Annotated in this window: 26 protein-coding genes; 12 read left to right on the top strand and 14 right to left on the bottom strand. The window is 68.6% G+C overall.

Going from position 1 to position 25590, the window contains the following annotated elements:
- Positions 1–5: 5 nt before the first annotated feature.
- The 5 genes from ahpC to lysA form a co-directional block, all read right to left on the bottom strand.
- Complete coding sequence (gene ahpC / locus ABIS05_RS24785; RefSeq protein ID WP_348011946.1) at positions 6–569, bottom strand: alkyl hydroperoxide reductase subunit C; 564 nt, start codon at positions 567–569, stop codon at positions 6–8.
- Positions 570–759: 190 nt separating this feature from the next.
- On the bottom strand, positions 760–1857 hold the full coding sequence (locus ABIS05_RS24780) for a DegT/DnrJ/EryC1/StrS family aminotransferase (protein WP_348011945.1): 1098 nt from the start codon (positions 1855–1857) through the stop codon (positions 760–762).
- The gene (locus tag ABIS05_RS24775; RefSeq protein WP_348011944.1) at positions 1857–2438 is read right to left on the bottom strand and encodes a DapH/DapD/GlmU-related protein; all 582 of its coding nucleotides are present in this window, start codon (positions 2436–2438) and stop codon (positions 1857–1859) included. Before ABIS05_RS24775 ends, ABIS05_RS24780 begins: the two co-directional genes overlap by 1 nt.
- Complete coding sequence (locus ABIS05_RS24770; RefSeq protein WP_348011943.1) at positions 2438–3508, bottom strand: Gfo/Idh/MocA family oxidoreductase; 1071 nt, start codon at positions 3506–3508, stop codon at positions 2438–2440. Before ABIS05_RS24770 ends, ABIS05_RS24775 begins: the two co-directional genes overlap by 1 nt.
- 36 nt (positions 3509–3544) lie before the next feature.
- The gene (gene lysA / locus ABIS05_RS24765; RefSeq protein WP_348011942.1) at positions 3545–4795 is read right to left on the bottom strand and encodes a diaminopimelate decarboxylase; all 1251 of its coding nucleotides are present in this window, start codon (positions 4793–4795) and stop codon (positions 3545–3547) included.
- A 70-nt stretch (positions 4796–4865) separates the two neighbouring features.
- On the opposite strand from lysA, the gene ABIS05_RS24760 reads away from it, so the two are divergent.
- Positions 4866–5753, top strand: coding sequence for a LysR family transcriptional regulator (locus ABIS05_RS24760; RefSeq protein WP_348011941.1), 888 nt, complete (start codon positions 4866–4868; stop codon positions 5751–5753).
- Here the strand turns inward: ABIS05_RS24760 and dxs are convergent.
- From dxs to xseB, 3 genes are read right to left on the bottom strand one after another with little or no spacing between them, the layout of a single operon-like run.
- Entirely contained in the window at positions 5722–7617 is a 1896-nt protein-coding gene (gene dxs / locus ABIS05_RS24755) for a 1-deoxy-D-xylulose-5-phosphate synthase (protein ID WP_348011940.1), read from the bottom strand. The genes ABIS05_RS24760 and dxs overlap by 32 nt on opposite strands.
- Positions 7618–7627: 10 nt before the next feature.
- Entirely contained in the window at positions 7628–8515 is an 888-nt protein-coding gene (locus tag ABIS05_RS24750) for a polyprenyl synthetase family protein (RefSeq protein ID WP_348011939.1), read from the bottom strand.
- 3 nt (positions 8516–8518) lie between these two features.
- On the bottom strand, positions 8519–8770 hold the full coding sequence (xseB, locus tag ABIS05_RS24745) for an exodeoxyribonuclease VII small subunit (RefSeq protein WP_348011938.1): 252 nt from the start codon (positions 8768–8770) through the stop codon (positions 8519–8521).
- A 256-nt stretch (positions 8771–9026) separates the two neighbouring features.
- Here xseB and ABIS05_RS24740 point away from each other — a divergent pair, with 256 nt between their 5' ends.
- The 7 genes from ABIS05_RS24740 to ABIS05_RS24705 all read left to right on the top strand — a co-directional run bounded on the left by ABIS05_RS24740 (position 9027) and on the right by ABIS05_RS24705 (position 16089).
- Complete coding sequence (locus tag ABIS05_RS24740; protein ID WP_348011937.1) at positions 9027–10241, top strand: aromatic ring-hydroxylating dioxygenase subunit alpha; 1215 nt, start codon at positions 9027–9029, stop codon at positions 10239–10241.
- Positions 10242–10260: 19 nt separating this feature from the next.
- Positions 10261–11409 carry a DMT family transporter gene (locus ABIS05_RS24730; RefSeq protein ID WP_407074864.1) on the top strand — a complete coding sequence of 383 codons (1149 nt, stop codon included), beginning with the start codon at positions 10261–10263 and terminating at the stop codon, positions 11407–11409.
- Positions 11406–12227 carry a sulfurtransferase gene (locus ABIS05_RS24725; RefSeq protein WP_407074863.1) on the top strand — a complete coding sequence of 274 codons (822 nt, stop codon included), beginning with the start codon at positions 11406–11408 and terminating at the stop codon, positions 12225–12227. The genes ABIS05_RS24730 and ABIS05_RS24725 overlap by 4 nt, the downstream gene beginning before the upstream one ends.
- 83 nt (positions 12228–12310) lie before the next feature.
- Positions 12311–12745 carry a universal stress protein gene (locus tag ABIS05_RS24720; RefSeq protein ID WP_348011935.1) on the top strand — a complete coding sequence of 145 codons (435 nt, stop codon included), beginning with the start codon at positions 12311–12313 and terminating at the stop codon, positions 12743–12745.
- Between the two features lie 43 nt (positions 12746–12788).
- Positions 12789–13445 carry a response regulator transcription factor gene (locus ABIS05_RS24715; RefSeq protein WP_348011934.1) on the top strand — a complete coding sequence of 219 codons (657 nt, stop codon included), beginning with the start codon at positions 12789–12791 and terminating at the stop codon, positions 13443–13445.
- Between the two features lie 73 nt (positions 13446–13518).
- Complete coding sequence (locus tag ABIS05_RS24710) at positions 13519–14862, top strand: ATP-binding protein (protein WP_348011933.1); 1344 nt, start codon at positions 13519–13521, stop codon at positions 14860–14862.
- A 63-nt stretch (positions 14863–14925) separates the two neighbouring features.
- Complete coding sequence (locus ABIS05_RS24705) at positions 14926–16089, top strand: serine hydrolase domain-containing protein (protein ID WP_348011932.1); 1164 nt, start codon at positions 14926–14928, stop codon at positions 16087–16089.
- A 6-nt stretch (positions 16090–16095) separates the two neighbouring features.
- On the opposite strand, the gene ABIS05_RS24700 is transcribed toward ABIS05_RS24705, so the two are convergent.
- From ABIS05_RS24700 to ABIS05_RS24685, 4 genes are all read right to left on the bottom strand, one after another.
- Positions 16096–17130 carry a dienelactone hydrolase gene (locus ABIS05_RS24700; RefSeq protein ID WP_348011931.1) on the bottom strand — a complete coding sequence of 345 codons (1035 nt, stop codon included), beginning with the start codon at positions 17128–17130 and terminating at the stop codon, positions 16096–16098.
- A 116-nt stretch (positions 17131–17246) separates the two neighbouring features.
- Entirely contained in the window at positions 17247–18326 is a 1080-nt protein-coding gene (locus ABIS05_RS24695) for a helix-turn-helix domain-containing protein (protein ID WP_348011930.1), read from the bottom strand.
- Positions 18313–19095: a ZIP family metal transporter gene (locus ABIS05_RS24690; RefSeq protein WP_348011929.1), complete on the bottom strand. Its 783-nt coding sequence runs from the start codon at positions 19093–19095 to the stop codon at positions 18313–18315. Before ABIS05_RS24690 ends, ABIS05_RS24695 begins: the two co-directional genes overlap by 14 nt.
- A 31-nt stretch (positions 19096–19126) precedes the next feature.
- Entirely contained in the window at positions 19127–19990 is an 864-nt protein-coding gene (locus tag ABIS05_RS24685) for a dienelactone hydrolase family protein (protein ID WP_348011928.1), read from the bottom strand.
- A gap of 63 nt (positions 19991–20053) precedes the next feature.
- Here ABIS05_RS24685 and ABIS05_RS24680 point away from each other — a divergent pair, with 63 nt between their 5' ends.
- The 4 genes from ABIS05_RS24680 (at position 20054) to ABIS05_RS24665 (ending at position 22985) form a co-directional block, all read left to right on the top strand.
- Complete coding sequence (locus ABIS05_RS24680; protein ID WP_348011927.1) at positions 20054–21547, top strand: Ppx/GppA phosphatase family protein; 1494 nt, start codon at positions 20054–20056, stop codon at positions 21545–21547.
- An 84-nt stretch (positions 21548–21631) separates the two neighbouring features.
- Positions 21632–22036 carry a GFA family protein gene (locus tag ABIS05_RS24675; RefSeq protein WP_348011926.1) on the top strand — a complete coding sequence of 135 codons (405 nt, stop codon included), beginning with the start codon at positions 21632–21634 and terminating at the stop codon, positions 22034–22036.
- Positions 22037–22432: 396 nt separating this feature from the next.
- Positions 22433–22702 carry a BrnT family toxin gene (locus tag ABIS05_RS24670; RefSeq protein WP_348011925.1) on the top strand — a complete coding sequence of 90 codons (270 nt, stop codon included), beginning with the start codon at positions 22433–22435 and terminating at the stop codon, positions 22700–22702.
- A gap of 16 nt (positions 22703–22718) precedes the next feature.
- Complete coding sequence (locus ABIS05_RS24665) at positions 22719–22985, top strand: BrnA antitoxin family protein (RefSeq protein ID WP_348011924.1); 267 nt, start codon at positions 22719–22721, stop codon at positions 22983–22985.
- A gap of 25 nt (positions 22986–23010) precedes the next feature.
- Here ABIS05_RS24665 and ABIS05_RS24660 read toward each other — a convergent pair whose 3' ends face one another.
- Both ABIS05_RS24660 and ppk1 read right to left on the bottom strand, forming a co-directional pair.
- On the bottom strand, positions 23011–23472 hold the full coding sequence (locus ABIS05_RS24660) for a histidine phosphatase family protein (RefSeq protein ID WP_348011923.1): 462 nt from the start codon (positions 23470–23472) through the stop codon (positions 23011–23013).
- A gap of 14 nt (positions 23473–23486) precedes the next feature.
- A complete protein-coding gene (gene ppk1 / locus ABIS05_RS24655) occupies positions 23487–25559 on the bottom strand; it encodes a polyphosphate kinase 1 (RefSeq protein WP_348011922.1) in 2073 nt (690 codons plus the stop codon).
- Positions 25560–25590: the final 31 nt, after the last annotated feature.

Here is a 25590-nt window from a genome sequence, read left to right as displayed (position 1 = left end):
GCGGGTCAGATCTTGCCGACGAGGTCCAGCGACGGCTTCAAGGTCTGCGCGCCTTCCTTCCACTTTGCCGGGCAGACCTGGCCCGGATTTGCGGCAACGAACTGCGCGGCCTTGAGCTTGCGCAGGGTTTCCTGGATGTCGCGGGCGATTTCGTTGGAATGCACTTCCATGGTCTTGATGACGCCATCGGGGTTGATGATGAAGGTGCCGCGCAGGGCCAGGCCTTCCTCGTCGATATGCACGTCGAACGCGCGGGTCAGCTGGTGGGTCGGGTCGCCGATCAGCGGGAACTGCGCTTTGCCGACCGCCGGCGAAGTCTCGTGCCAGACCTTGTGCGAGAAGTGGGTGTCGGTGGTGACGATGTAGATCTCGGCACCGATCTTCTGGAACTCGGCGTAGTTCTCGGCCGCGTCTTCGACTTCGGTCGGGCAGTTGAAGGTGAAGGCGGCCGGCATGAAGATCAGCACGGACCACTTGCCCTTCAGCGTTTCATCGCTGACGGTGATGAACTTGCCGTTGTGGAAGGCTTCGGTCTTGAACGGCTGGACTTGGGTGTTGATCAGGGACATGTGTGCTCCGTGGGGGTGGGTGGATGGGATGAGAAGAACTATATCGACGAAGCGTTTTCGGTTGAAAACATTTATCAAATCGGTGTTATTGATTGCGGCTATCGGGCCGCTTCGCTTTGCGTCGCCATCTCCCTTGTAGGGCCGGCGGCGGGCCACTTCAAGCCCCACTTCTTGGGCATTTGCTGATGGCTCAGCTAAGCGCAGCCGCCAGGGCGACCACCACGCGGTCCTGCTGCTCGTCCGTGAGGTCGGCGCTCATCGGCAGGCTCATCACGCGCTGGGCTGCGGCAATGCTGTGCGGGCAGTCTTCTGGCCGTGCGTACCTGGCGTAGGCGGGCTGGTGATGCAGCGGGCGTGGGTAATGCACCGCCGTCGGAATGCCGGCCGTTTTCAGCCTGGCCTGCACGGCTTCGCGGTCGTCGACGAAGACGGTGTATTGCGCCCACACGCAATCGCGGTCGTCCCGCACGGCCAGCAGCTGCAGGCCGGGTGCTGCAGCCTGGAGCTTGGCGCGGTAGGCGTCGCCCAGCGCGAGCCGCCGTTCGATCTCCCAGCCAAAACGGTCCAGCTTGCCGAGCACAACGGCGCATTGCAGCGTATCCATGCGGCCGCCCACGCCCAGGCGCGTGTGCAGGTAGCGCTGGCTCTGGCCGTGAGTTCGAATCTCACGGCAGGCCTGCGCCAGCTTGTCGTCGCTCGTGAAGATGGCGCCGCCGTCGCCATAGCAGCCGAGCGGCTTGCTCGGGAAGAAGCTGGTGCAGCCAAAGGTGGAAAGGTTGCAGCTCTTCTTCTGTTGGTAGCTGGCGCCGAAGCTCTGCGCAGCGTCCTCGATGACAGCGAGGCCATGCTTGTCGGCAATTGCGTTGATCGCGTCCATGTCGGCGACCTGGCCGTAGAGGCTGACCGGCATGATGGCCTTAGTCCGCGCCGTGATGGCCGCTTCGATCAGCGTCGCGTCGATATTGGCCGTGTCGGGCTCGATGTCGACGAACACCGGCACGCCGCCGGCCAGCACGATCATCTCCGCCGTCGCCGCGAACGTGAACGGGCTGGTGATGACCTCGTCGCCGGGCTGCAGGTCCAGCGCCATCAGGCAGATCAGCAGCGCCTCGGTGCCGCTAGCGACGCTAATGCAATGCTTCGCGCCCGTGTAGGCGACGAGCGCGGATTCCATCTCCTTGACCTCGGGGCCGAGGATGTATTGCCCATGGTCCAGCACCACCTGGATGCGGGCATTGATGTTGTCGCGCAGCGCCGCGTACTGGCTCTTGAGGTCGATGAAGTCCATCAGATCAAACTCAGTTGCTGACCAACGAGGCGGTAGCGGTCGCTGGTGTGGGGGCAGGTGGCGTCCAGCGGCTCGGCGCTGCTCACGGGCAGCTCAAGTCTCTCGCCGAAGCGACTCATCCAGCCGATCTGTTTGGCGGGCACGCCCACCATCAGTGCGAAATCGGGCACGTTGCGGTTGATGACGGCGCCGGCGCCGACAAAGGCAAACCGGCCGATGGTCGTGCCGCAGACGACGGTCGAATTGGCCCCCAGCGTCGCGCCCTGCTTCACCAGCGTGCGGCGGTATTCGTCCTTGCGCGTGACGGCCGAGCGCGGGTTGTAGACATTGGTGAACACCATGCTCGGGCCGCAGAAGACATCGTCTTCCAGCGTGACCGCGTCGTAGACGGACACGTTGTTCTGGATCTTGACGTTGCTGCCAATCAGCACGTCGTTGCCCACGAACACGTTCTGGCCGAAGGAGCACCCGGCGCCGATGCGCGCGCCCGCCGAGATATGCACGAAGTGCCAAACGCGGCAGTCCTCGCCCAGTTGCGCGCCGTCATCGACGATGGCCGACGGATGGATCGTCGTCGCCATCAGTAGTTCAGCGGCAGGTTCACGCGCTTGCCATCGCGGGCGCTCATGTACATCGCAATCAGCAGTTCCAGCGATTTCAGCCCCTCACGCCCATCGGTCTCCGCCTGCGCTTCGCCCCGCAGCGTCTTGATGACGTTGTCGTAGTACAGCGGGTGCCCGAAGCCGTAGACCGAGGTCGTCTGGTAGCTCGCATCGGCGATCTGCGCATCCATCTCGTGGGGTGCATCGAACTGCCAGTGCTGGATCTCGTTGACGGCCAGGCCGCCGATGCGCACCGAGCCCTTTTCGCCCAGCAGCGTGATCGAGCCTTCGAGGTTCTTGGGATAGGTCAGCATGCTGACGTTGACCGTGCCCATCGCGCCATTGCGCCACTTGAGCGCGGCCACGCCCGTGTCCTCCACCTCGATGTTGCGCGCCAGCGTGCCGGTGTAAGCCATGACGCTTTCGACCGGGCCGCAGATCCAGTCCAGCAAGTCGATGTAGTGACTGGCCTGGTTCATGAAGGCGCCGCCGTCGAACTCCCAGGTACCGCGCCAGTCGGCGCTGTCGTAGTAGCTCTGCGGGCGAGACCAGAACACGTTGACGGCGACGTTGTAAAGGCGGCCGAAGCGGCCCTCGGCCACGGCGCGCTTGAGCAATTGCAACGTCGAATTGCGGCGGTTCTGCTTGACGACGAAGAGGTGCACGCCCGCGTCGTCGCAGGCCTTAACCATCGCCGGGCCGTCCTGCCAGCGCGTGGCCATGGGCTTCTCTGTCATGACGTCCAGGCCCGCTGCCGCAGCCTCGATGGTCTGGCGCGGGTGCAGGCCGCTGGGCGTCGTCAGCACGATGCAGTCGATGCCCAGCTCCGCCTTGGCTGCGAGCAGTTCCGTCAGGCTGGCGAAGCTGGGCGCGCCTGTCTTGGCCACCGCCGCCTGCAACGCGATGGGGTCGGTGTCGCACACGGCGACCAGCTCCGCCCGCTCGGCGTGCCGCTTGACGGCTTCGATGTGGTTCTGCGCGATGCGGCCGCAGCCGATCAGCGCGAAACGGACCTTGCGGCCCTGGACGGGCGGGCGGGAAGTGGGCATGGGCAATTCGGGGATCTGAATCCCCGGATTGTCAGATCAAAGCCCTGCCTCCAAGGCCAGCAGTTCCTCGACCGTTTGCCGGCGGCGGATCAGACGGTTGGCATCACCATCCACCAGGACCTCGGCCGCCAACGGCCGGCTGTTGTAGTTGCTGGACATGGACGCGCCGTACGCCCCGGCGTCGTGGATCACGAGCAGGTCGCCGACATGCGCTTCAGGCAGCGCGCGGGTCAGCACCTCGCCGCCAGCGGCTTGCGTGAACACGTCGCCCGATTCGCATAACGGGCCGGCCACAACCGCCTCGCGCACCGGCCGCGCCACGCCGTCCTGCGGCAGCAGCGTCATCGCGTGGAAGCTGCCGTACATGGCCGGGCGCATCAGCTCGTTGAAGCCGGCATCCACCAGCACGAAGCGGTTGGCGCCGGCGTTCTTGACCGCCCTCACCTCGGCCAGCAGCACGGCGCTCTCGGCAACGAGGTAGCGGCCGGGCTCCAACTCCAGCGTCAGCGCGTGGCCGACGAGCGCTTCGGCCTCGCGGCGGGAAGCGTCCCACAGGCCGAAATAGTGGTCGACGTCGATGCCGGCATCGCCCTCGCGGTAGGGAATCGACAGGCCACCGCCGGCAGAGATCGCATGCAGGTCATGCCCGGCCGCGACGGTCTGGCGCACAAAGCCCACCATGGCCTCGCCAACCTGGGCCAGATGGCCGTAGTCCACGCCCGAGCCGATGTGCATGTGCAGGCCGACGAGCTTGAGCCCGTGCTGGCGGATGGCGGCCAGCGCCTCGGCCAGGTCGGCGTGCCAGATGCCGTGCTTGCTGTGCTCGCCGCCGGTGTTGGTCTTGTGGCTATGGCCGTGGCCGAAGCCGGGGTTGATGCGCAGCCAGACGGGGTGGCCCTTTGAGGCAGCCCCCAACTGATGCAGCATGTCGATGGAGCCGGCGTTGACGGGGATGCGGTGCTCCACGACGGTGGCCAGCGTGGCATGGTCGAACAGGTCGGCCGTGAAGACGATCTCGTCGCCACCCGCTTGATAACCGGCGGCCAGCGCGCGCAGGATCTCGCCGCGCGACACCGAGTCGACCTTGACGCCGGCCTCACGCAGCAGCTTCAGGATGTGAACGTTGGAGCAGGCCTTCTGCGCGAAGCGGACGACATCGAAGGGCTTCAACGACGCGGCGCGGGCGCGGATGGTGGCGGCGTCGTAAACCCACAGCGGCGTGCCGTGCTCGGCGGCGAGGGCTTGCAGGCGGACGGGGTTCAGGGCGGTGGGCAAAGGCTTGGTCATGTGTCGAAGCATGCCGCCCCGATGTCATTCAATCAAATTGCAATTTGTCGTTGGACAATCCATTCCTGATATGGATATCCAGCACCGCCACATCGAAGTCTTTCGCGCCGTCATGACGGCCGGCAGCGTCACCAGCGCCGCCGCGCTGCTGCACACGTCCCAGCCGACGTTGAGCCGCGATCTCGCGCGGCTTGAGCACCTCCTCGGCTACGCCCTGTTCGAGCGCGAGCGCGGCCGGCTCAAGGCGACGGCGCGGGCACGCGCGCTGTTCGACGAGGTGGAGCGCAGCTTCCAGGGCCTGGCCCGGGTCATCGAGCGCGCCGGGGCGCTCGGGCGGGCCGAGGACACGGAACTCAGCGTGCTGAGCCTGCCGGCGCTGAGCCACGCACTATTGCCCGGCGCGCTGGCGGTGCTGCTGGCCGACCACCCGGCCGCCCGCGTCTCCATCACACCCGCAGAGCCGCCGCTGCTGGATGCGTGGATGGGCGAGCAACGCTTCGACCTCGGCCTGGCCGAGCAGGCCACACCGCTGGCGGGCGTGCGCGTGGAGCCGGTGCTGGAAGCCGACGAGGTGGCCGTGCTGCCAGCCGGCCATGCGCTGGCGTCGCGCAAACGGCTGGCGCTGAAGGACTTTAAAAATCAGGACTTCATCAGCCTCGCCGAGGACGACCCTTACCGGCGCGAGATCGACGCTCGCTTCGAAGCGGCCGACATCACCCGCCGCCTGCGCCTGCAGACGCACAGCGCGGTCGCCGTCTGCGAGCTGGTCCGTAACGGCCTCGGCATCGCCATCGTCAACCCGCTCACCGCAGCGGCCTGCGCCAACGACGGCCTCGTCGTGCGGCCGCTGACCGTGTCGATTCCCTACCGTGTCTCGGCCCTGCTGCCCTTGCATCGGCCAGCGCAACCGCTGGTCGATGCCTTGCTCAACGCGTTGCGGCAGCGCGCACCACGGTAGGCTTGGCGCCGAAGCGCTTGACAATGCTGGCCTCGATGCCCGCAGCGTCCAGGCCACACAGGCTCATCAGCTTGGCCACGTCGCCGTGCTCGACGAACTCGTCGGGCAGGCCGAGTTGCAGCACCGGCACGTTCAGGCCGGCGGCATTCAGCGCCTCGGCGACGGCGCTGCCCGCGCCGCCCATGATGCTGCCGTCCTCGACGGTGACGATGGCGTCATGCGTGCGCGCCAGCTCGGTGACGAGGTCCACGTCCAGAGGCTTCACGAATCGCATGTTGGCGACCGTCGCGCCCAGGCGCTCGGCGGCTGCCAGCGCGGGGTAGAGCAGCGTGCCGAACGCAAGGATGGCGACGCCCTTGCCCTTGCGGCGCACTTCACCCTTACCCCAGGCCTGAGCCGTCATCGCCTTGACGGGCACGACGCCAGCGCCCGCTCCGCGCGGATAGCGCACGGTGACCGGGCCGCTGTGCATGAAGCCGGTGTAGAGCGCCTGGCGGCATTCATCTTCATCGGCCGGCGTCAGCACGGCCATGTTGGGAATGCAGCGCGTGTAGGCGATGTCGTAGTTGCCAGCGTGCGTCGCACCGTCGGCGCCCACGAGGCCGGCGCGGTCCAGCGCGAACAGCACCGGCAGGTTCTGGATGGCCACGTCGTGGATCAACTGGTCATACGCACGCTGCAGGAAGGTCGAGTAGATCGCGACGACGGGCTTGATGCCCTCGCAGGCCATGCCGGCGGCGAAGGTGACCGAGTGCTGCTCGGCGATGCCGACGTCGTGATAGCGCTGCGGGAAGCGCTTGTGGAACTCCACCATGCCCGAGCCCTCGCGCATGGCCGGCGTGATGCCGACGAGGCGCGGGTCGGCCTCGGCCATGTCGCACAGCCAATCGCCGAAGACTTGGGTGAAGGTCAGCTTCCCCGGTGTGGTCGGCTTGACGAAGCCCACGGCCGGGTCGAACTTGCCGGCGGCGGCGTGGTACTTGACCGGGTCGTTCTCGGCCAGCTTGTAGCCGGAACCCTTCTTGGTGACGATGTGCAGGAACTGCGGGCCCTTCTTGTCGCGCAGGTTCTCCAGCGTCGGCACGAGCGAGTCCAGGTCATGGCCGTCGATGGGGCCGACGTAGTTGAAGCCGAACTCCTCGAAGATCGTGCCCGGCACGACCATGCCCTTGGTGTGCTCCTCGAACTTGCGCGCGAACTCATACAGCGGCGTGTTCTTCAGCACGCTCTTGGCGCCCTCGCGGGCGGCGGCGTAGATGCTGCCGCTCATCAGCCGGGCCAGATATTTGTTCAGCGCGCCCACCGGCGGGCTGATCGACATGTCGTTGTCGTTCAGGATGACGAGCACGTCGCCCAGCAGGCCGCCGTGGGCCACGCCCGCGTTGTTCAGCGCCTCGAAGGCCATGCCGGCCGTCATCGAGCCGTCGCCGATGATGGCCACGGCCTTGCGGTTCTCGCCCTTGAGCTTGGCCGCCATCGCCATGCCGTGGGCGGCGGAGATGCTGGTGGACGAGTGGCCGGTGCCGAAGGTGTCGTAGACGCTCTCGTCGCGGCGCGGGAAGCCGCTGATGCCGCCGATCTGGCGCAGGCCCGGCATGCGGTCACGCCGGCCGGTGAGCACCTTGTGCGGGTAGGTCTGGTGGCCCACGTCCCACACGAGACGGTCTTCCGGCGTGTTGTAGACATAGTGCAGCGCCACGGTCAGCTCGACGGTGCCGAGGTTGGACCCGAGGTGGCCGCCGGTCTTGGAGACGCTGTCGAGCACGTAGGCGCGGAGCTCGTCGGCCACCTTGCGCAGGTCCGTGCGCGGCAGGCGGCGCAGGTCGGCGGGGCTGTCGATGCCGTTCAGCAACGTGTAGTCCATGGCGATGCCCTTAGTTCACGCGCTCGACGACCGAGTCGGCCAGCAAGCTGAGGTGGCTGACGTCGGCCAGCCCGCTGGCGACCAGGGCCGCCTTGGCTTCGGCGCGCAGCGCTTGAGCCAGGGTGCGCGCGTGATCCAGGCCCAGCACGCTGACATAGGTCGGCTTGTTGGCATCCTCGTCCTTGCCGGCGGTCTTGCCCAGCACGTGCGATTCCTGCGTCACGTCCAGGATGTCGTCGACGACCTGGAAGGCCAGGCCGAGCGCTGCGCCGTAGTCCGACAGCGCCTGCGTCGCCTGCGCGGACGCTGCCCCGCAGGCCGCGCCCATCATGACGCTGGCTTGCAGCAGCACGCCGGTCTTGCGTCGGTGCATGTCACGCAGCGTGCGTTCGTCCAGTTGCTTGCCGATGCTGGCGAGGTCGATGGCCTGGCCGCCGGCCATGCCGTCGTAGCCGGACGAGCGGGCCAGCAGTGCGCACAGGCGGGCCTGCAGCGCGGGGGCGATGCCGACGTCGGGCGTGAGCACATCGAAGGCCAGGGCCTGCATCGCGTCGCCGGCCAGCATGGCCTGCGCTTCGCCGAAGGCCACATGCGTCGTCGGCTTGCCACGGCGCAGCACATCGTTGTCCATGCTGGGCATGTCGTCGTGCACCAGCGAGTAGGCGTGGATCAGCTCGACCGAGCAGGCCGCGCGCATCGCTGCAAAGCTGTCGCCGTTGACGGCCGCGCAGCTCGCCAGCACCAGCAGCGGCCGCAGCCGCTTGCCGCCACCGAGCACGGCATAGCGCATGGTCTCGCCCAGGCCGGCCGGCGCACTGGCGGGCACCAGGCTGTCGATGGCTGCCTCGAAAGCAGTCAGCGACGTGTCCACCCAGTGGTCAAAGTCCTTTGCATCCATGATTCAGGAGCCCTCCCAGGCCTTCAGTTCCGCGCCGTCCAGCAGCTTGACCTGCTGCTCCACCGCCTGCAGGCGGCCACGACACAGGGTCAGCAATTCGGCCCCGCGGGTGTAGCTTTGCAAAAGTTGATCCAGCGGCAACTGTTGGCCCTCCATGGCCGCCACCAGGCGCTCAAGCTCGTCGAGCGCTTGCTCGTAGCTGAGGTCACTGCCGTCTGTCGCGGCGGCCTTGGTGCGGGGAGTGGACTTTGTCATTTCAAAACGCGAAACCAGGATTGTAGTCAGCGGGTTAGGCCGACCGGCAGCAGCCAAGACCTGGAAACAACTGCTACATCAAGCCCTGGGTAGAATCCCGACCCTCTTCCCTGCGGTTACGCGCGTGCGCGGCCATCGTGGTGGACGCGCGCAAGCGCGATCCGCCCTCCTCCACCCAAGCAACCTGGCCGACTCGGCAACGAGATGCGCCGGAGGGACGCAGCACCCCTACCCGTCTGAAAGACCCGCCTGGATCATGTCCGACCTGAGTCTTCCCGTCTCGGCGCTCAAACGCAGCCAGACCCAGCTCCCGGTGAGCGCCTATTTCGACCCCGAGCTGTTCCAGCGCGAGCGGGCCAGCATCTTTCAGCGAGGGCCCCGCTACGTCGGCCATGCACTGGCCGTCCCTGAAATCGGGGACCACTACGCCCTGCCCCAGGAAGGCGAAGGCCGGGCGCTGGTGCGTTCAGCGCAGGGCATCGAGTTGATCTCCAACGTCTGCCGGCACCGCCAGGCGGTCATGCTGCGCGGGCGCGGCAATACCCAGGCCAACATCGTCTGCCCGCTGCACCGCTGGACCTATTCACATCAGGGCGAGCTCATCGGCGCGCCGCACTTCGAGCAGGACCCCTGCCTGAACCTGAACCGCTACCCGCTCCAGGAATGGAACGGCCTGCTGTTCGAAGCCAACGGCCATGACGTCGCCGCCGAGCTGAAGCAGCTGGGCCCGCGCGCCCAGCTCGACTTCTCCGGCTACGTGCTCGACAAGGTCCAGACCCACGAGTGCAACTACAACTGGAAGACCTTCATCGAGGTCTATCTGGAGGACTACCACGTCGGGCCCTTCCACCCCGGCCTGGGTGGCTTCGTCAGCTGCGACGACCTGGCCTGGGAGTTCGGCAAGCACCACTCAGTGCAAACGGTCGGCGTGCAGAACGACCTGGAGCGCCCCGGCTCGCCGGTCTACCAGCGCTGGCACGACGAATTGCTGAAGTACCGCGAGGGCCGCCCGCCCGAGTCCGGCGCGATCTGGCTGACCTACTACCCGCACATCATGGTGGAGTGGTATCCGCATGTGCTGGTCGTGTCGACGCTGCACCCGGTGTCGCCGCAGAAGACCGTCAACCTCGTCGAGTTCTACTACCCCGAGGAAATCGTCGCCTTCGAGCGCGACTTCGTCGAGGCCCACCAGGCCGCCTACATGGAAACCTGCGTGGAAGACGACGAGATCGCCGAGCGAATGGACGCTGGCCGCAAGGCGCTGATGATGCGCGGCGACAACGAGGCCGGGCCGTATCAAAGCCCCATGGAAGACGGCATGCAGCACTTCCATGAATGGTACCGAGCCCACCCCCTACTGGCTTCGCCAGCCCCCTCAAGGGGGCACTGCCAGCAGCCCGGCGAAGCCGGTTCTGCGGCAGTCACTGGGTTGGGCACCACGGCCGCCACCGGCACCAGCGAAGAAACCTGACGTGCCGGCTCCGGTGCTCATGGTGCTGGCGACGCTGCTGTTCGCCACCATGGGCGTCTGCGTCAAGCTGGCCAGCGAGTTCTACGCGGCCAGCGAAATCGTCATGTATCGCGGCCTGGTCGGCATGGTGGCCATGGCCCTGCTGACCCGGCAACAGGGCATCAGCCTCGGTACGAAAGTGCCCGGCATGCACCTGTGGCGCAGCATCTCCGGCGTCACCTCGCTGTGCCTGTGGTTCTACGCCATCGCCAAGCTGCCGCTGGCCACGGCCATGACGCTGAACTACATGTCCTCGGTCTGGATGGCCCTCTTCCTGCTCGGCGGCGCGGTGCTGATGGGGGCACAGAATGGAGTCCGCGCGGCGCAGAGCGTGGCCCGCGTTGGCCCTGGCTGGGGCGCAGGCAAGGCGCGAGGAGGCAGCGGGCTCGCGCCCGCAACGACGAGCAACGCCGCATGCGCCCCAGCCAGGGCCAACCCGGAGGGCCGGAGCGATTTGCGGCACCCGGCGGCGTTGCCGGCTCCTTGCGTGGCGCCAGCCACGCCGCGTCACCCGCGCCTTGCCAGGCACCGCAACTCGCTCCGGCGCGGGCCACGCTCTGCGCCGCGCGGACTCCTCGATTGGCGGCTGATGGCCTCGGTGCTGCTCGGCTTCGTCGGCGTCGCGTTGATCCTGCGCCCAACGCTGGACCAACAGCAGCTCTGGCACGGCCTGGCCGGCCTGGTGTCGGGCATCCTGGCCGCCATGGCCTATCTGCAGGTGACGGCGCTCGGCCGGGCCGGCGAGCCCGAGCTGCGCGTCGTCTTCTACTTCTCGGTGGGCGGCGCCATTGCCGGCGCCCTCATCACCGCCGTGACCGAACGCGGCCTGCAGACCCACACGCCGTGGGGCGGCGCGTTGCTGCTGGCCGTGGGCCTGCTCGCCACCACCGCCCAGGTCTGCCTGACGCGTGCCTACGCCATCGGCCGACCGCTGGTGAACGCCTGCCTGCAATACCTCGGCATCGTCTTCTCCTTCGGCTTCGGCATGCTGCTGTTCCAGGACCCGCTGACCTGGGCCGCCACCGTCGGCATGCTACTCATCATCGGCGCCGGCCTGATCGCCACGATGCTGCGCGCCAACGTGGCGCCGCCACCGAAAGACAGCCAATTCAACCCGAATGAGGTTTGACGATGACCGCCTTCACGACCCTGATCTCCCCGGCCGAGCTGCGAGCACTCGATGACCCGCTCATCCTCGACTGCAGCTTCGACCTTGCCGACACGGCAGCGGGCGAACGCGCCCACGCCACTGGCCACATCCCCGGCGCCCACTATCTGCACCTGGACCGCGACCTCGCCGGCCCCAAGACCGGTGCCGACGGCGTCTTCCACGGCCGCCACCCGTTGCCCGATCGTGAAGCCTTCGCCGCGCTGCTGCGGCGCCTGGGCCTGCGCGCCGGCCGCCAGGTCGTCACCTATGACGCGCAGGGCGGCATGTACGCCGCGCGCGCCTGGTGGATGCTGCGCTGGCTGGGCCACGCGGAAGTCGCCGTGCTCGACGGCGCCTGGGACGGCGAGCGCACGGCTGACCTGTCCGCCGCCACGCCGACCGATTGGCAGCCGAGCGAGCCCCTCGTCAAGCACATCGACGCCGCCACGCTGCTGAAGCAACTCGGCAACGTGCGCCTCATCGACGCCCGCGCCGCCGAGCGCTTCCGTGGCGAGGTCGAGCCGCTCGACATGGCCGCCGGCCACATTCCCAGCGCCAGCAACCGCTTCTTCAAGGACAACCTCGGCGCCGACGGCCGCTTCAAGCCCGTAGCGCAGTTGCGCGCCGAACTGCTGCCACTGGCGGCAGACACCGTCGTCCACCAATGCGGCTCCGGCGTCACGGCTTGCCACAACCTGCTGGCAATGAGCCACGCGGGCCTCGGCGACGGGGTGCTCTACCCCGGCTCATGGAGCGAATGGTCGGCCGACCCTGCAAGGCCGATTGCAAAGGGCTGAGCGCAAAGGGTTGATCTCCGACAGGCACCCGGGCAGTTGATGGGCCACACTTTGGCTTCCGCAACGACTGACTGGAGGACTGAATGTTCAAGCGCATCCTCGTGCCCACCGATGGCTCCGACATCACCAGCCATGCGGTCGATACCGCCATCCAGCTCGCCAAGGTGCACGGCGCCCAGTTGCTGACGCTCAGCGTCATGGAGCCCTTCCCCTACAGCGCCGTCTCCGAGATCCAGCCCGTGCCGCCGGTGGAGTTCATCGAAGCCCAGCAGCGGGTCGCGCTCCGGCGCGTCGAAGACGTCTGCGCGGCCGCAGCAGCGCAGGGCCTGGCGTGCAAGGGGCACACCATCGAGGCCCTGCACGCCTGGGAAGCCATCGTCGACCACGCCAAGGCTGAGAGTGTCGACCTCATCGTCATGGCCTCCCACGGCCGCAGCGGCTTTGCCGCATTCCTGCTGGGCAGCGAGACCCAGAAGGTGTTGAACCACGTCGATCTGCCGGTGCTCATCGTCAAGTGATCTTGAGCAGCCATTGAGGTGGCGCTGGCGACAATCGCCGGCTATGCACCTGCTGCTCATCGAAGACGACCTGGACCTCGGCCGCAGCCTGCAAGCCGCCTTTCGCCAACAAGGCTTCAGCTGCGAGTGGTTGCGCCGTGCCCAGGACGCGCCACTGCAGTTGGCCGACGTGGCGGCGGACTGCGTGCTGCTCGACCTGGGCCTGCCTGACGGCTCGGGCTTCGACCTGCTCGCCCGCTGGCGCCGCGCCGACGCCGCCACACCCGTCGTCATCATCACCGCCCGCACCGCGCTGGAAGACCGCCTCGCCGGCCTGGACGGTGGTGCCGACGACGTCGTCCTGAAACCCTTTGCCATCCCCGAGCTCGTCTCGCGCATCCACGCCGTCGTGCGCCGCAGCGCCCGTCAGGCGCACGAAGCCTGGACGCTGGGCGACCTCGTCATCGAGCCGCGCGGCCACCGCGCCCGCCTAGCCGGCGAGGCCCTGCAGCTGACGGCACGCGAGTTCCAGCTCCTCATCGAGCTGGCGCGCGAGCCCGGCGCCGTCGTCGCCAAGGGCCGCATCGCCCAGCGCCTGGCGCCGCTGGACGAACCCATCGACGCGGCCACGCTGGAAATGCACGTCAGCAACCTGCGCAAGAAGATCGGGCCCGAACGCATCCGCACCGTGCGCGGCATTGGCTACCAGTTCGTCGCGTGAGCGCCGCGCCGGGCCGCCCCAAGCAAGCGCGCTCCCGCCTGGCGGGACAGCGCCTAGCGCGAAGGGTGCTTCAGTGAAAAGACTGCTGCAACCGCTGTGGCGCCCCACGCTGCTGCGCCGCGTGCTCGGCGCGCTGCTGCTGGCCTTTGCGCTGGCCGGCGCGGCCCTGCTCGCGATGAACTTCGTCGAGTTCAAGCGCGAGATGGCCACGCGCCCCGGCGTACAGGCGCTGGCCGATGGCATGGCCGCCTCGCTGGCCGAGGTGGCCGACGCGCGCGACGCCAGCCTCATCGTGCAAAGCCGCGCCCGCGAGGTGAGCCGGCTGCGCCGCGACGGCGGCACGCTGCCGGGCGACGTGGAGTTCGGCCTCTACGCCACCTCGGGTCAGGCCGCGTTCACAACGCCTGGCGCCAGCGCGGCCAGCGCCACCACGCACTGGCTGGCCGAGTCGCGCGGCGGTCCCTGGCGGCTGACATTGGCGGAGCCGCGCATCGCCGACGCCACCGTGCTGGGCATGATCGGCGCCGAGCTGATCGGCTCGCTGCTGCTCGCCTTCCCGCTCGTGCTGCTGCCGCTGTGGATCGCCGTGCGCAGCGGCATGCGGCCGTTGAACCAGTTGGCCGAGCGCGTGGCCAGGCGCGATTCGCAAGACCTGTCCCCGCTCGGCTTCACGCCCCGGCATGACGAGCTGCGGCCGCTGGTGGGCGCCTTCGACGGCCTGCTCGCCCGACTGCGCGGCCAGCTGCAGCGCGAGCGCGCCTTCGTGCAGGACGCCGCCCACGAGCTGCGCACGCCCATGGCCGTGGTCGCGGCGCAGGCCCATTTGCTCGCGCATGCAGCGGACGACGCCGAGCGTCAAGAGGCTGCCGCTGCGCTGGACGCTGCCTTGCAGCGCAGCGCCCACCTGAGCCGCCAATTGCTGACGCTGGCCACGCTGGATGAAGGCCGCGCCGCTGCACCCGAGGCGCTGGACCTCGCTGCCGTTGTGCAGCAGACGCTGGCCGCGCTGGCATCTCGCGCCCTCGCCCAGGGGCTGGAGCTGTCGCTGGACGCACCGGCCACGCTGCCCGCGCGCCTGGACCGCGCTGCCTTTGAATCGGTGCTGCACAACCTCGTCGAGAACGCGCTGCGTTATGTGCCCGCCGGCGGACACGTCGCCGTGACGCTGGAGGCCGGCGCCCGCCTCATCACACTGCGTGTCGCCGACGACGGCCCGGGCATCCCGCCCGATCAACGCGAAGCCGCCTTCGAGCGCTTCTGGCGCGGCCAGCACGGCGACGTCGCTGGCACCGGCCTGGGCCTGGCCATCGTGCGCCAGGCCGCCGCCCGGCTGGGCGGGCAAGTGCGCATCGAGGACGGGCTGGACGGCTGCGGTGCGGCCTTCGTGCTGGTGCTGGTGCTGGTGCTGCCCACCTGATCTTTGGCTGGCCTTGGGGTCGGCTGTGAAGAATTAAGCGCGTCTCCACTCCGACGCCCTTTCATGTTGCTTCGCTCCCTCGTTCTCGCCACCACAGCCCTCGTCTCAGCCATCGCACTCACCGCCTGCGGCGGCGGCGGCCAGTCCGAAGCCACACCTCCTGCCAGCCTCCAGCAGTCCGCTGACCGCGCTGTCAGCCAGGGCCTGGCCGCTATCGTCATCCAGCACCTGGACGCCAACGACACGACCCAGGCCCGCGCCGGCCTGCGCCAGGTCGGCAGCGCAGTGAGCTTGCAGCCCGGCGACGCCTTCATGATCGGCTCCACCACCAAGGCCATGACCTCGGCGCTGGCGGGCCGGCTCGTCGAGCGCGGCGTCATCGCCTGGACGACGACGGTGGCCGAGGCCCTGCCCGACCTCGCCGCCAGCATGCAGCCGGCCTACCGCACGGTCACGCTGGAACAGCTGCTATCCCACCGGGGCGGCGTGCTGGCCTTCACCACCGGCGAGGACATCGCCCGCTTCCAGGCCTTCCTGGGCACTTCCGCCACCGAGCTGCCGACCACCCGCGCCGGCCGCGAGCGCTTCTTCGCGGCCTGGCTGCTGGCCCAGACCCCGGCGGCGCGCCCCGGCCAGGACCTCCTCTACTCCAACGCTGGCTACTCCTTGGCCGCGCTGATGCTGGAAGTGCGCACCGGGCTGCCCTTCGCCGAACTCTTCCAGCAGGAGCTGGCCCAGCCGTTGGGCCTGCAGGTGAGCTGGACCTCGGCGGACGCGAGCTTCACGAACCGCCCCGTCGGCCACAGCGGGGCGAAGGGCCGACTGACCGCCATCACCGCCGAGGACCCCGAGGTGTCGCGCTGGCTGGACGTGCTGAGCCCCGCCGGCCTCGGCACCACGACGACGCCAGAGAGCTATGCCGCCTGGGTGCGCTGGCACCTGCGCGCGCTGCACGGCGAGACAACGCCGCTGGCGGCCGGCTACCTGCAGCGCATCAAGGCCTTGAAGACCGGTGACTACGGCCTCGGCTGGCTCGCCGCCGACCTCGACAGCAGCGCCGTGCTCCTGCATGACGGCGAGTGGCGCGGCTTCACCAGCGTGCTCGTCGTCGACGCCCAGGGCCGCAGCGCCACCTTCGGCTTCACGAACACCGAGGACACAAGCTGGGCGACGCCGCTGTTGAACCAGGCCGTGCTGGACACCGAGCGGGCGATGCCGCCGAAGTGAAGAGATCTACACGCCGCCCAGCAGATGGCGCCGGAAGAAGTCCACCGTGCGCGCTACCCACAGCGCCGTCGCGGCCGGGCGGTCGAAGCCAGGCGGGTCGCAGAGCATGGCGCAGGCCAGCGCGCCCAGCTCGGCGGCCGGCGGCGGCGGGGCCAGCAGCGCGCCATGGCCCGCGCCCTGCAGATCGGCCAGCAGTTCGCAGCCTGTGCACGCGGCACGCAGCGGGTCGCTGTGAAAGCGCGGCAGCAGCCAGCGGTCGTCGCTGGCCGTGATGAGGCCCAGCGGCACACGCGGGTGGGCCAGTGTGGCGAGGTCGAAGTCCGCCGCCAGTGGCACGCCGGCCACGACGGCGGCGATGCGCGGGTCGGTGTGGGTTTGCGAGGCCGCATCGCCAGCGAATTTCCAGTTCAGCACGCGCTGCGCCAGCCAGCGCTTGAAGCCGTCTAGCGCGCCACCGGTCAGCTGCGTGGCCAGGCCGATACAGCTCTGGAAGTCTTCGGCCAGGTGGCGTTCGCAATGCGCGCGAAAGCGCTCGGGCGACCAGGCGCCACCGGCCAGCGTCAGCACCGTGTGGCCGCCGGCCGACATGCCGAAGGCGCCGACGCGGTCCACTTTCAGGCCGGCAAAGCGCGGGTCGGCGGCGACGCGGTCGATGGCGTGGCTGATCTCGGCCGGGCGCTGCTTCCAGCTGTCGGGGCCGGGGCTGCCGTCGTCCTGCCAGTTGTCGCCGCGGTGCAGCGGCACGACGACGACGAAACCGGCCTCGACCAGCGCCTTGGCCAGCGTCGTGTGCACCCAAGGCCCGCCGCCGGAGCCGTGCGAGATGGCGATGAGGCGGCCATTGCCCGGCGCGGGCGCGGCGTCGGGCGCCAGCATCAGCTGCAGGTCGCCGCGCGTCTCGGGCTTGCCGGTGGCGGCGGTGGGATAGAACAGCGTGACGGCGCCGCCGGCGTCGTCAGCGGGCAGGGTCAGCGTGCCGACGGTCGCGGCGTGTGCCGTGGCGCTCAGGGCCAGGCTGGCCAGCAGAAGGCGGAAGAACATGAAGACTCCCTGGAGTTGAGAAGCCGTCAGCCTCGGCGCCCGACGACGCCCTGTCTGGCCGAAACCCGCGCTTTGCAGGTTTCGGCGCGCTATTTAGCGAAACGGCGATGCCGTTTTCAGGAATCGGCCAGCGCGTTCTGGCGAAATTCCGTCGGCGTCAGCCCCGTGTCGGCCTTGAAGGCGCGGTTGAAGGGGCCGATGGAGCCGAAGCCGACGTCCAGTGCAATCGTCAGCACCGGCAGCGCACGCTGGGCGGGGTCGGCCAGGCGGCGCTTGGCTTCAAGCAGCCGCAGGCCGTTCACGTAGGCCGTGAAGTTGCGATGGCCCAGGCCCTGGTTGATGACGCGGCGCAGCCGGTACTCTGGCGTGCCGAGCTGCTCGGCTAGGCCGGCCAGGCTCAGGCCCTCCTGCGCGTAGCCACGGCCCTCGTTCATCAGCCGGGTGAGCGCCGTGGCCACGGCCTGGTCCTGCGGGTCGGCCGCTGGCGGCGGTATGGCCGGTGTGGCCGGTGTGGGTGGTACGGTCGGTGCGGGCCGCGGCGGCGCGCCCTCGCCCCACAGCCCCTGCGCGCGCGGCGCCAGCAGCCGCCAGGCGATGAGGCTGGTCAGCACCAGCATCATGGCCACGTCGCCCAGAGCGCCGCCGCTGCTCAGGTTGCCGTCGGCCGAGCGGATGCGCAGGCTCACCATGACGAGGGCATAGACCGCACCGCCGCCCACCACGACGCCTCGCCAGCGCCGCCGCTTCTCGACCAGGTCCACACGCCACGGCCCGACCACGGCGGCCAGGCCCAGCAGCGTGAAGACGATGGGCACCGCGCGCAGCAGCGCGAATGCCGGCCACCAGCCCGCCCACTGGCAGATGGACGCGCCGAACGCCACGACCCCCGCCCAAAGTGCGCCATGCCAGGCGCGCAGCTGGAAGCCGTCTTCGAACACCGCGCGCGCAAACAGCCAGAACAGCACCGCCGCGCCCAGCGACAGGCCGATGCCGGGCGACTGCGCCGCGCAGCTCAGCCGGTGCTCGACCCACGGCGAGGCAGACACCGCCTGCACGACCAACGACAGCGCCAACGCGGTCGTCACACGCACGAGGTCGGCATGACGGGCATGCCGCCACTGCGGCGCGAGGATGGCGACGAGCAGCATCAGCAGCGCCACGAGGGCGCCGCGCAGCGCTGCGTCAATGAGTTCCATGCAGCAGTTGCGACACCGCAAACGCCACGGCCAGGCCCACGGCCAGCCAGGCGACCTGGGCAAAGGTGTCGCGCCACGCCAGGCGCTGCTGCAGCTGCGGCAGCAGGTCGGCCACCGAGATGTAGATGAAGCTGCTGGACGCCAGCACCAGCAGATACGGCAGCACGCCCTCGAAACCGCCGATCAGGAAGTAGCCCAGCACGCCGCCGACGACCGCCGCCATGCCCGAGATGGCGTTGAACAACAGTGCCTTGGCACGGCTGAAGCCGGCGTTCAGCAGCACGATGTAGTCGCCCACCTCTTGCGGGATCTCATGCGCGACGATGGCCAGCGCCGTCGCGAAACCCAGCCGCGTGTCGGCCAGGAAGGCCGCCGCGATGATGGCGCCGTCGCAGAAGTTGTGGATGCTGTCGCCCACCAGCACGGTCAGCCCGCCACGGCCCGCCTGCTCAGCATCGAAGTGATGGTGGTGGTGGTGGCCGTCACCCTCGTGGTGGTGCACGTGGCGGTAGAGCTCCACCTTCTCCAGCAGCCAGAAGAACAGCAGGCCGCCGAGCAGCACGGCGAACAGCGTCTGCGGCGCGGCGCTGCGGCTCTCGAAGGCCTCGGGCAGCACGTTCAACAGCGAGGTGCCCAGCAGGATGCCGGCCGACAGGCTGACGAGGCTCTTCACAAGGTGGGTCAGCACGCCGACCGTGAGGCTCGCGGCGACGAGCACCGACAGCAGGCCGCCCGCGAAGGTGGCGAGCACGATGTAGAGAAGGGTCATCGGGGCATTGTCTCTGCCTGTTCGCAGGTTCTCAGGCCACGCCGTTCTTCTTGAACCAGGCGAGGCACTTGGCCCAGCCGTCGTCGGCCGCCGCCTTGCGGTAGCTGGGCCGGTAGTCGGCGTTGAAGGCATGCGGCGTGTCGGGGTAGACGACGAACTCGCTCTTCAGGTTGCCGGCCGCCTTCAGCGCCGCTTCCAGCTGCGTCAGCGTCTCGACCGGGATGCCGCTGTCGACCGCGCCGTACAGGCCCAGCACCGGCGCCTGGATGCTGGCGGCGCGTTCCACGACGGCCTTGTCGCCCGGGTGGTAGCTGCGCGCCACCGGGCCGTACCAAGCCACGCCGGCCGTCAGCTTGGGGTTGTGCGCGGCATAGGCCCAGGTCGTGCGGCCGCCCCAGCAGAAGCCGGTGATGCCCAGTCTGGCCGTGTCGCCGCCGTTGGCTGCGGCCCAGGCCACGGTGGCGTCGAGGTCGGCGTTGACCTGGGCGTCGCTCGCCTTGCTGACCACTTCGCTGATCAGCTTGGGAATTTCCGTGTACGCGCCGGCATTGCCGTGGCGCACGAAGAGCTCGGGCGCGATGGCCAGATAGCCCAGCTTGGCAAAGCGGCGGCAGATGTCGGCGATGTGCTCATGCACGCCGAAGATCTCGCTGGCCACCAGGATGACCGGCAGGTTCCTCTTGCCCGCCGGCTGGGCGCGGTAGGCCGGCATTTTGAAATCGCCCACCGGAATGCTGACCGAGCCGGCCTCCAGGCCTGCGGCGTCGGTGGTGATGGTCTGCGCCGTCACCGGCAGCACGGCGGCCGCGAAGCCACTGCCTACGGCGGTCTGCACGAAGCCACGGCGGCTGAAATCGCGTCCGGGGGCGAGGCTGTCGATCTCTTCTTTCAACATGGGGGCTCCTGGGGGGACGGGGTTACAAAGGAGCGTCAAATTTTGCCCCGACAATCCGCGCCCATGACGACGCGCCCCGACTCGAACAGCCAGCCCTGGGCCTCCATCGACATCGGTTCCAACAGCTTCCGGCTCGAATTGGCCCGCCTCAGCGGCGAGCGTTATCAGCGCGTCAGCTACATCAAGGAGAGCGTGCGCCTGGGCGCTGGCCTCGATGCTGAAGGCATGTTGACCGAGGACGCCATGCAGCGCGGCCTGGACTGCCTGACGGCCTTCGGCGCGCAGCTCGTCGGCATCCCGCCCGAGCGCGTGCGCGCCGTCGCCACGCAGACGCTGCGCGAGGCGCGCAACCGCAACGCCTTCCTGGCCCGCGCCGAGGCCGCTTTGGGCCATCCCGTCGAGGTCATCTCCGGCCGCGAGGAGGCCCGCCTCATCTTTGCCGGCGTGGCGCGCCTGCAGCCGTCTGACAAGCCGCGCCTGGTCATCGATATCGGCGGGCGCTCCACCGAGATGATCCTGGGCCGTGGCCGCAAGCCGCTGCTTGCCGAGTCCTTCGGCGTCGGCAGCGTCGGCCTGTCGATGCGCTTCTTTGCCGATGGCGTCTACACCGCAGAGGCCTTCCGCGCCGCCCAGGTCGCGGCCGGCGCCGAGTTGGAAGAGGCGCTGACGCAGTTCCGCGCCGATCTGTGGAAGGAAGCGCTGGGCTCCTCGGGCACGGTGGGCGCGGTGTCGCACATCCTCTCGGCCACAGGCCAGACGGATGGCCGCATCACGATGGACGCGCTGCGCTGGTGCATCGAGCAATGCGTCGCGGCCGGCTCGCAGGACAAGCTGCAGCTGCCCGGCCTGAAGGACGACCGCCGCCCCGTCGTGGCCGGTGGCCTGTGCATCCTCTACACGTTGCTGGCGCAGTTCGGCATAGCCGAGCTGAAACCCACCAAGGGCGCCCTGCGCCAGGGCGTCATCTTCGACCTGGCCGAACGCCTGCAGCCCAAAGGTGCCCAGGACCCGCGCGCCGACTCGGTCACCGAGCTGCAGCAACGCTTCGGCGTCGACACGGCGCAGGCCGAGCGCGTCGCGGCACAGGCCGAGCAGCTCTACCGCCAGCTGGTGCCCAAGCCCCTGCCCGAGCCGCTGCGCGAGCTGCGCTGGGCCGCTGCGCTGCACGAGATCGGCATGCTGGTCTCCCACCACGACCACCACCGCCACAGCGCCTACCTGCTGGCCCATGTGGACGCGGCAGGTTTCTCCACCAACCAGCTACAGCGCCTGGCCACCTTGGCGCTCGGCCAGCGTGGCGGCCTGCGCAAGCTGGAGTCTCAACTGGCCGACGCCAGCCTGCTGGACCCGCTCATCGCCCTGCGCCTGGCCGTCATCCTCTGCCACGCGCGCACGCCGGTAGCGGCAGCCAGCCCGAAGCTGGAGCGTGCGGGCAAGCAGCTGACGCTGCGCTTCCCCAAGGGCTGGTCGGGCGAACAGGTGCGCACGCGCTACCTCCTGAAGGAAGAGGCCGAGGCCTGGGCGCGCACGGGCTTGCTGGAGTTGGTGGTGGCGTAACGGCAGGCAACAGCCGCCCTGCTGTCATGCGCTGACAGGGGATGCCCGCGAGGATGAGCCGCCCTCAACCACCGCGAGACCACCATGCTCAAGACCTACACCGGCAGCTGCCACTGCAAGGCCGTGCGCTTTGAAGTCGACCTCGACCTCGCCGCCGGCACCGGCCGCTGCAACTGCTCCATCTGCTTCAAGACGCGCAACTGGAGCGCCAGCGTGAAGCCCGACGCGTTTCGCCTGCTGACGAGCGAGGACGCGCAGAGCGACTACCAGTTCGGCTCCGACAGCATCCACAACCTGTTCTGCAAGACCTGCGGTGTGCGCTCCTACGGCCACGGCTCCATCGAGGAGATGGGAGGCGCCTTCGTGTCGGTCAAGGTCAATTGCCTGGACAACGCGACGCCGGAGGAGTTGATCGCCGCGCCGGTCACCTACTTCGACGGCCTGCACAACAACTGGTGGAACCAGCCGCCCGAGACGCGCCACCTGTGAGCTGAACGGCTACAGCGCGTCCAGCCCCTGCACCGCGTGCAGTGTCACCTCGGGCTCGCCGTCGCGCTGACGCCAGCGCAGCATGATGCGCGCCTATCGCAACTGGCCGACGTCTGCCTGCTCGACCCGTTGATCGCCCTGCGCCTGGCCCTCATCCTCTGCCATGCGCTCGCCGGTGACCAGCGGCAGCCCGAAGCTGGAGCACGACGGCAAGCAGTTGACACTGCGTTGACCCAAGATCTGGTCGGTCGAACGTGCCCGCACGCGCTACCTGCTCAAGGAAGAGGCCGAGGCCTGGGCGCGGACGGGGTTGCTGGAGCTGGTGGTGGCGTAACAGCGGGCCGGCTGCGGAAAGTTCCGTTGACCACCCCTATTTAATGTAGCTACATTAAATAGATGGAAATCGAATTCGATCCAGCCAAGGACAGAACCAACGTCAGCAAACACGGTGTCTCGCTGTCGCTGGCGGCCGAACTGGATTGGGACTCCGCGTTGGTTTGGATCGATGGTCGATTTGAGTACGGCGAGCTGCGCATGGTGGCGCTCGCACCCGAGACCAACACGCTGTACTACGTGGCCTTTGTGGAATGTGGTGACGTTCGCCGGGTCATCAGCCTTCGTCCTGCAACTCGTCGAGAGGTGAAGCACTATGTCGAAAACATCTAACAAACCCGTCGTTCGCATGCCCTCAGTCGAGGAAGACCGCGCCATCCTCGCAGCGGCCAAGGCGGACCCGGACGCCCAACCGTTGTCGCCCCGGCAGCTCAAGGAGATGGTGCCCGTGCAAGCCCGACGGGGCCGGCCGACCTCAGAGAACAAGAAGCTGCTCGTCTCGGTGCGCTACAGCCCGGAGGTGGTGGCCTACTTCAAGTCGACCGGCGATGGCTGGCAGGCGCGCATGGATGGCGTGCTGCTGAAGTACGTGGCCCGGCATTCGCGCGGCGCCTAACGCTCCACGGCGCCGGCTGCAGCACCTAGAGCGCGTCCGGCCCCTGCACCGCGTGCAGCGTCACCTCCGGCTCGCCGTCGCGCTGGCGCCAGCGCAGCCACCAGACGGCGCCCTTCTTGACGGCCCAGTCCTGCTCCACGCCGGCGAGCAGGTGCGCAGCCAGCATGCCCAGCGTCGGCTGGTGGCCGCAGATCAGCACTGGCTCGCTCGCCTTGGGCCAGCGCGAGGCTTCGATGAGCGCCGCGATGGGCGCGTCCGGCGCCAGCGTCGGCACGATGCGCACTTCGCGGCCCAGGGCCTCGGCCGTCTGGCGGCAGCGCAGCGCGGGGCTGACGAGCACGCGCGTCGTCGCGGCCAGGCGGTGGTTGAGCCAGGCCGCCATGCGCCGCGCCTGGCGCTCGCCCTTGGGCGTCAAGGCGCGCTGCAGGTCGTCCTGGCCCTCGGCGAGGATCTCGGCTTCGGCGTGGCGCCAGAGGATCAGGTCCATGAGGGCAGAACCGGTCAGGTGGAGTAGGGGGGGCTGCCGTAGCGCTGCATCAGCGCCTGCTGCGCGCTGATGCCGCAGTCACTGATGCGCGCTGAGCGGCCATCGGGCCCGAGCTGCCAGGCGTCCATGGTGTCATGCAGATAGGGCTGCAGCGCCTCGTCGATGACGCGCTGGCGCAGGCGGACGTCCTGCACCGGCCAGGCCACCTCGATGCGGCGGAACATGTTGCGGCTCATCCAGTCGGCGCTCGACAGGAACAGCGCCTCGCCTTCATCGCCTTCCTTCGCCTCGGCCCAGCGGAAATAGCAGATGCGCGTGTGCTCCAGAAAGCGGCCGACCACCGAGCGCACGACGATGTTCTCGCTGACGCCCGGCAGCCCCGGCGGCAGCATGCAGGCGCCGCGCACGATGAGGTCGACCTTGGCGCCGGCCTGCGCCGCGCGCAGCAGGCCGTGGATGAGCTCGGCGTCGGTCAGCGCATTGATCTTCACGACCACACGCGCCGCCTTGTAGCCGCCGAGCGCTGCCGCCTCCACAAGCCCGAGCAGCTCCAGCATGCGGCTGTGCATGTTGAAGGGCGCCAGCAGCATGCGCCGCGGCACCTTGAACTTGCCCAGCGACGCGAGCTGGCGAAACACCGAATCGGCATCGGCCGTCAGGTCGCCGTCGGCCGTCAGCAGGCCGAGGTCGGTGTACAGGCGCGCCGTCTTGGGGTTGTAGTTGCCGGTCGAGATGTGGCCATAACGACGCAACTTGCTGCCTTCGCGGCGCGTGATGAGCAGCAGCTTGGCGTGGGTCTTGTAGCCGACGATGCCGTAGACCACTTGCGCGCCCACGGCCTCCAGCCGCTCGGCCCAGTTGATGTTGGCCTCCTCGTCGAAGCGCGCTTTCAGTTCGACAACCACCATCACTTCCTTGCCACGCCGCGACGCCTCGATGAGCAGGTCCATCAGCTCCGACTTGGCACCGGCGCGGTAGATGGTTTGCTTGATGGCCAGCACGTCGGGGTCGTTGACGGCCTCGCGGAGCATCGCCACGACGGGCTCGAAGCTCTCGAAGGGATGGTGCAGCAGCACATCGCCCTTCTTCAGCTTCTCGAAGATGGACTTGTGGCGCGGCAGGCGGCCCGTCGGCCAGGCGGGTTCATAGGGCTTGAAGCGCAGCGCCGGCGCATCGGTCAGGTCGATCAGCTCGTTCAGGCGCACCAGGTTGACCGGGCCGTTGACGCGGTACAGCGCCGCGTCGGGCAGGCCGAACTGCTGCAGCAGGAACTCCGACAACTCGGCCGGGCAGCTGTTGACCACCTCCAGCCGCACCGCGCGGCCGAAGTGGCGCGTCGTCAGCCCCGAGCGCAGCGCATGGCGCAGGTTGGCGAACTCTTCTTCGTCGACCTCCAGGTCGGAGTCGCGCGTGACGCGGAACTGCGAGAAGGCCTCGACCTTGCGGCCCGGGAACAGGTCCTCCAGGTGGGCGCGGATGACACTGGTCAGCAGTGCAAACGCCTGGCGGCCATCGCTCAGATTGGCCGGCAGCTTGATGACGCGCGGCAGCACGCGCGGCACCTTGACGATGGCGATGCGGTTGTCGCGGCCGAAGGCGTCCTTGCCCGACAGCCGCGCGATGAAGTGCAGCGACTTGTTGGCCACCTGCGGGAAGGGGTGGGCCGGATCCAGCCCCACGGGCACCAGCAGCGGCTTGACCTCGCGTTCGAAGTACTTGTCCACCCAGGCGCGCTGCGGCTCATCGCGGTCGGCGTGGTTGAGCACGACGATGCGCCGCTTCTTCAGCAGCGGCGTCAGTTGCTCGTTGAAGACGTGGTACTGCTCGTCGATCAGCGTGTGGGCGGCGCGGCCGACGCGGTCGACCTCCTGGCTCGTCACCGGGCTCAGCGGGTCGCGCGCGGCATCGAGCATGTCGGCGAAGCGCACTTCGAAAAACTCGTCCAGGTTGCTCGACACGATGCAGATGTAGCGCAGCCGCTCCAACAGCGGCACGTCTTCGCGTTGCGCCTGGGCCAGCACGCGGCGGTTGAATTCAAGAATGGCTTGTTCGCGGTTGAGCAGCTTCAACGGGGTCGGGTCGGTCATGTTGAAAAGTGTATGAAGGCTTTGTGACAAA

Origin of the sequence: Roseateles sp. (genome assembly GCF_039929605.1) — a bacterium.
In the GTDB taxonomy this organism is placed as follows: domain Bacteria; phylum Pseudomonadota; class Gammaproteobacteria; order Burkholderiales; family Burkholderiaceae_C; genus Pelomonas.
Note: the sequence above shows the minus strand (reverse complement) of the source record. Positions and strands in the feature narration are given on the sequence as shown.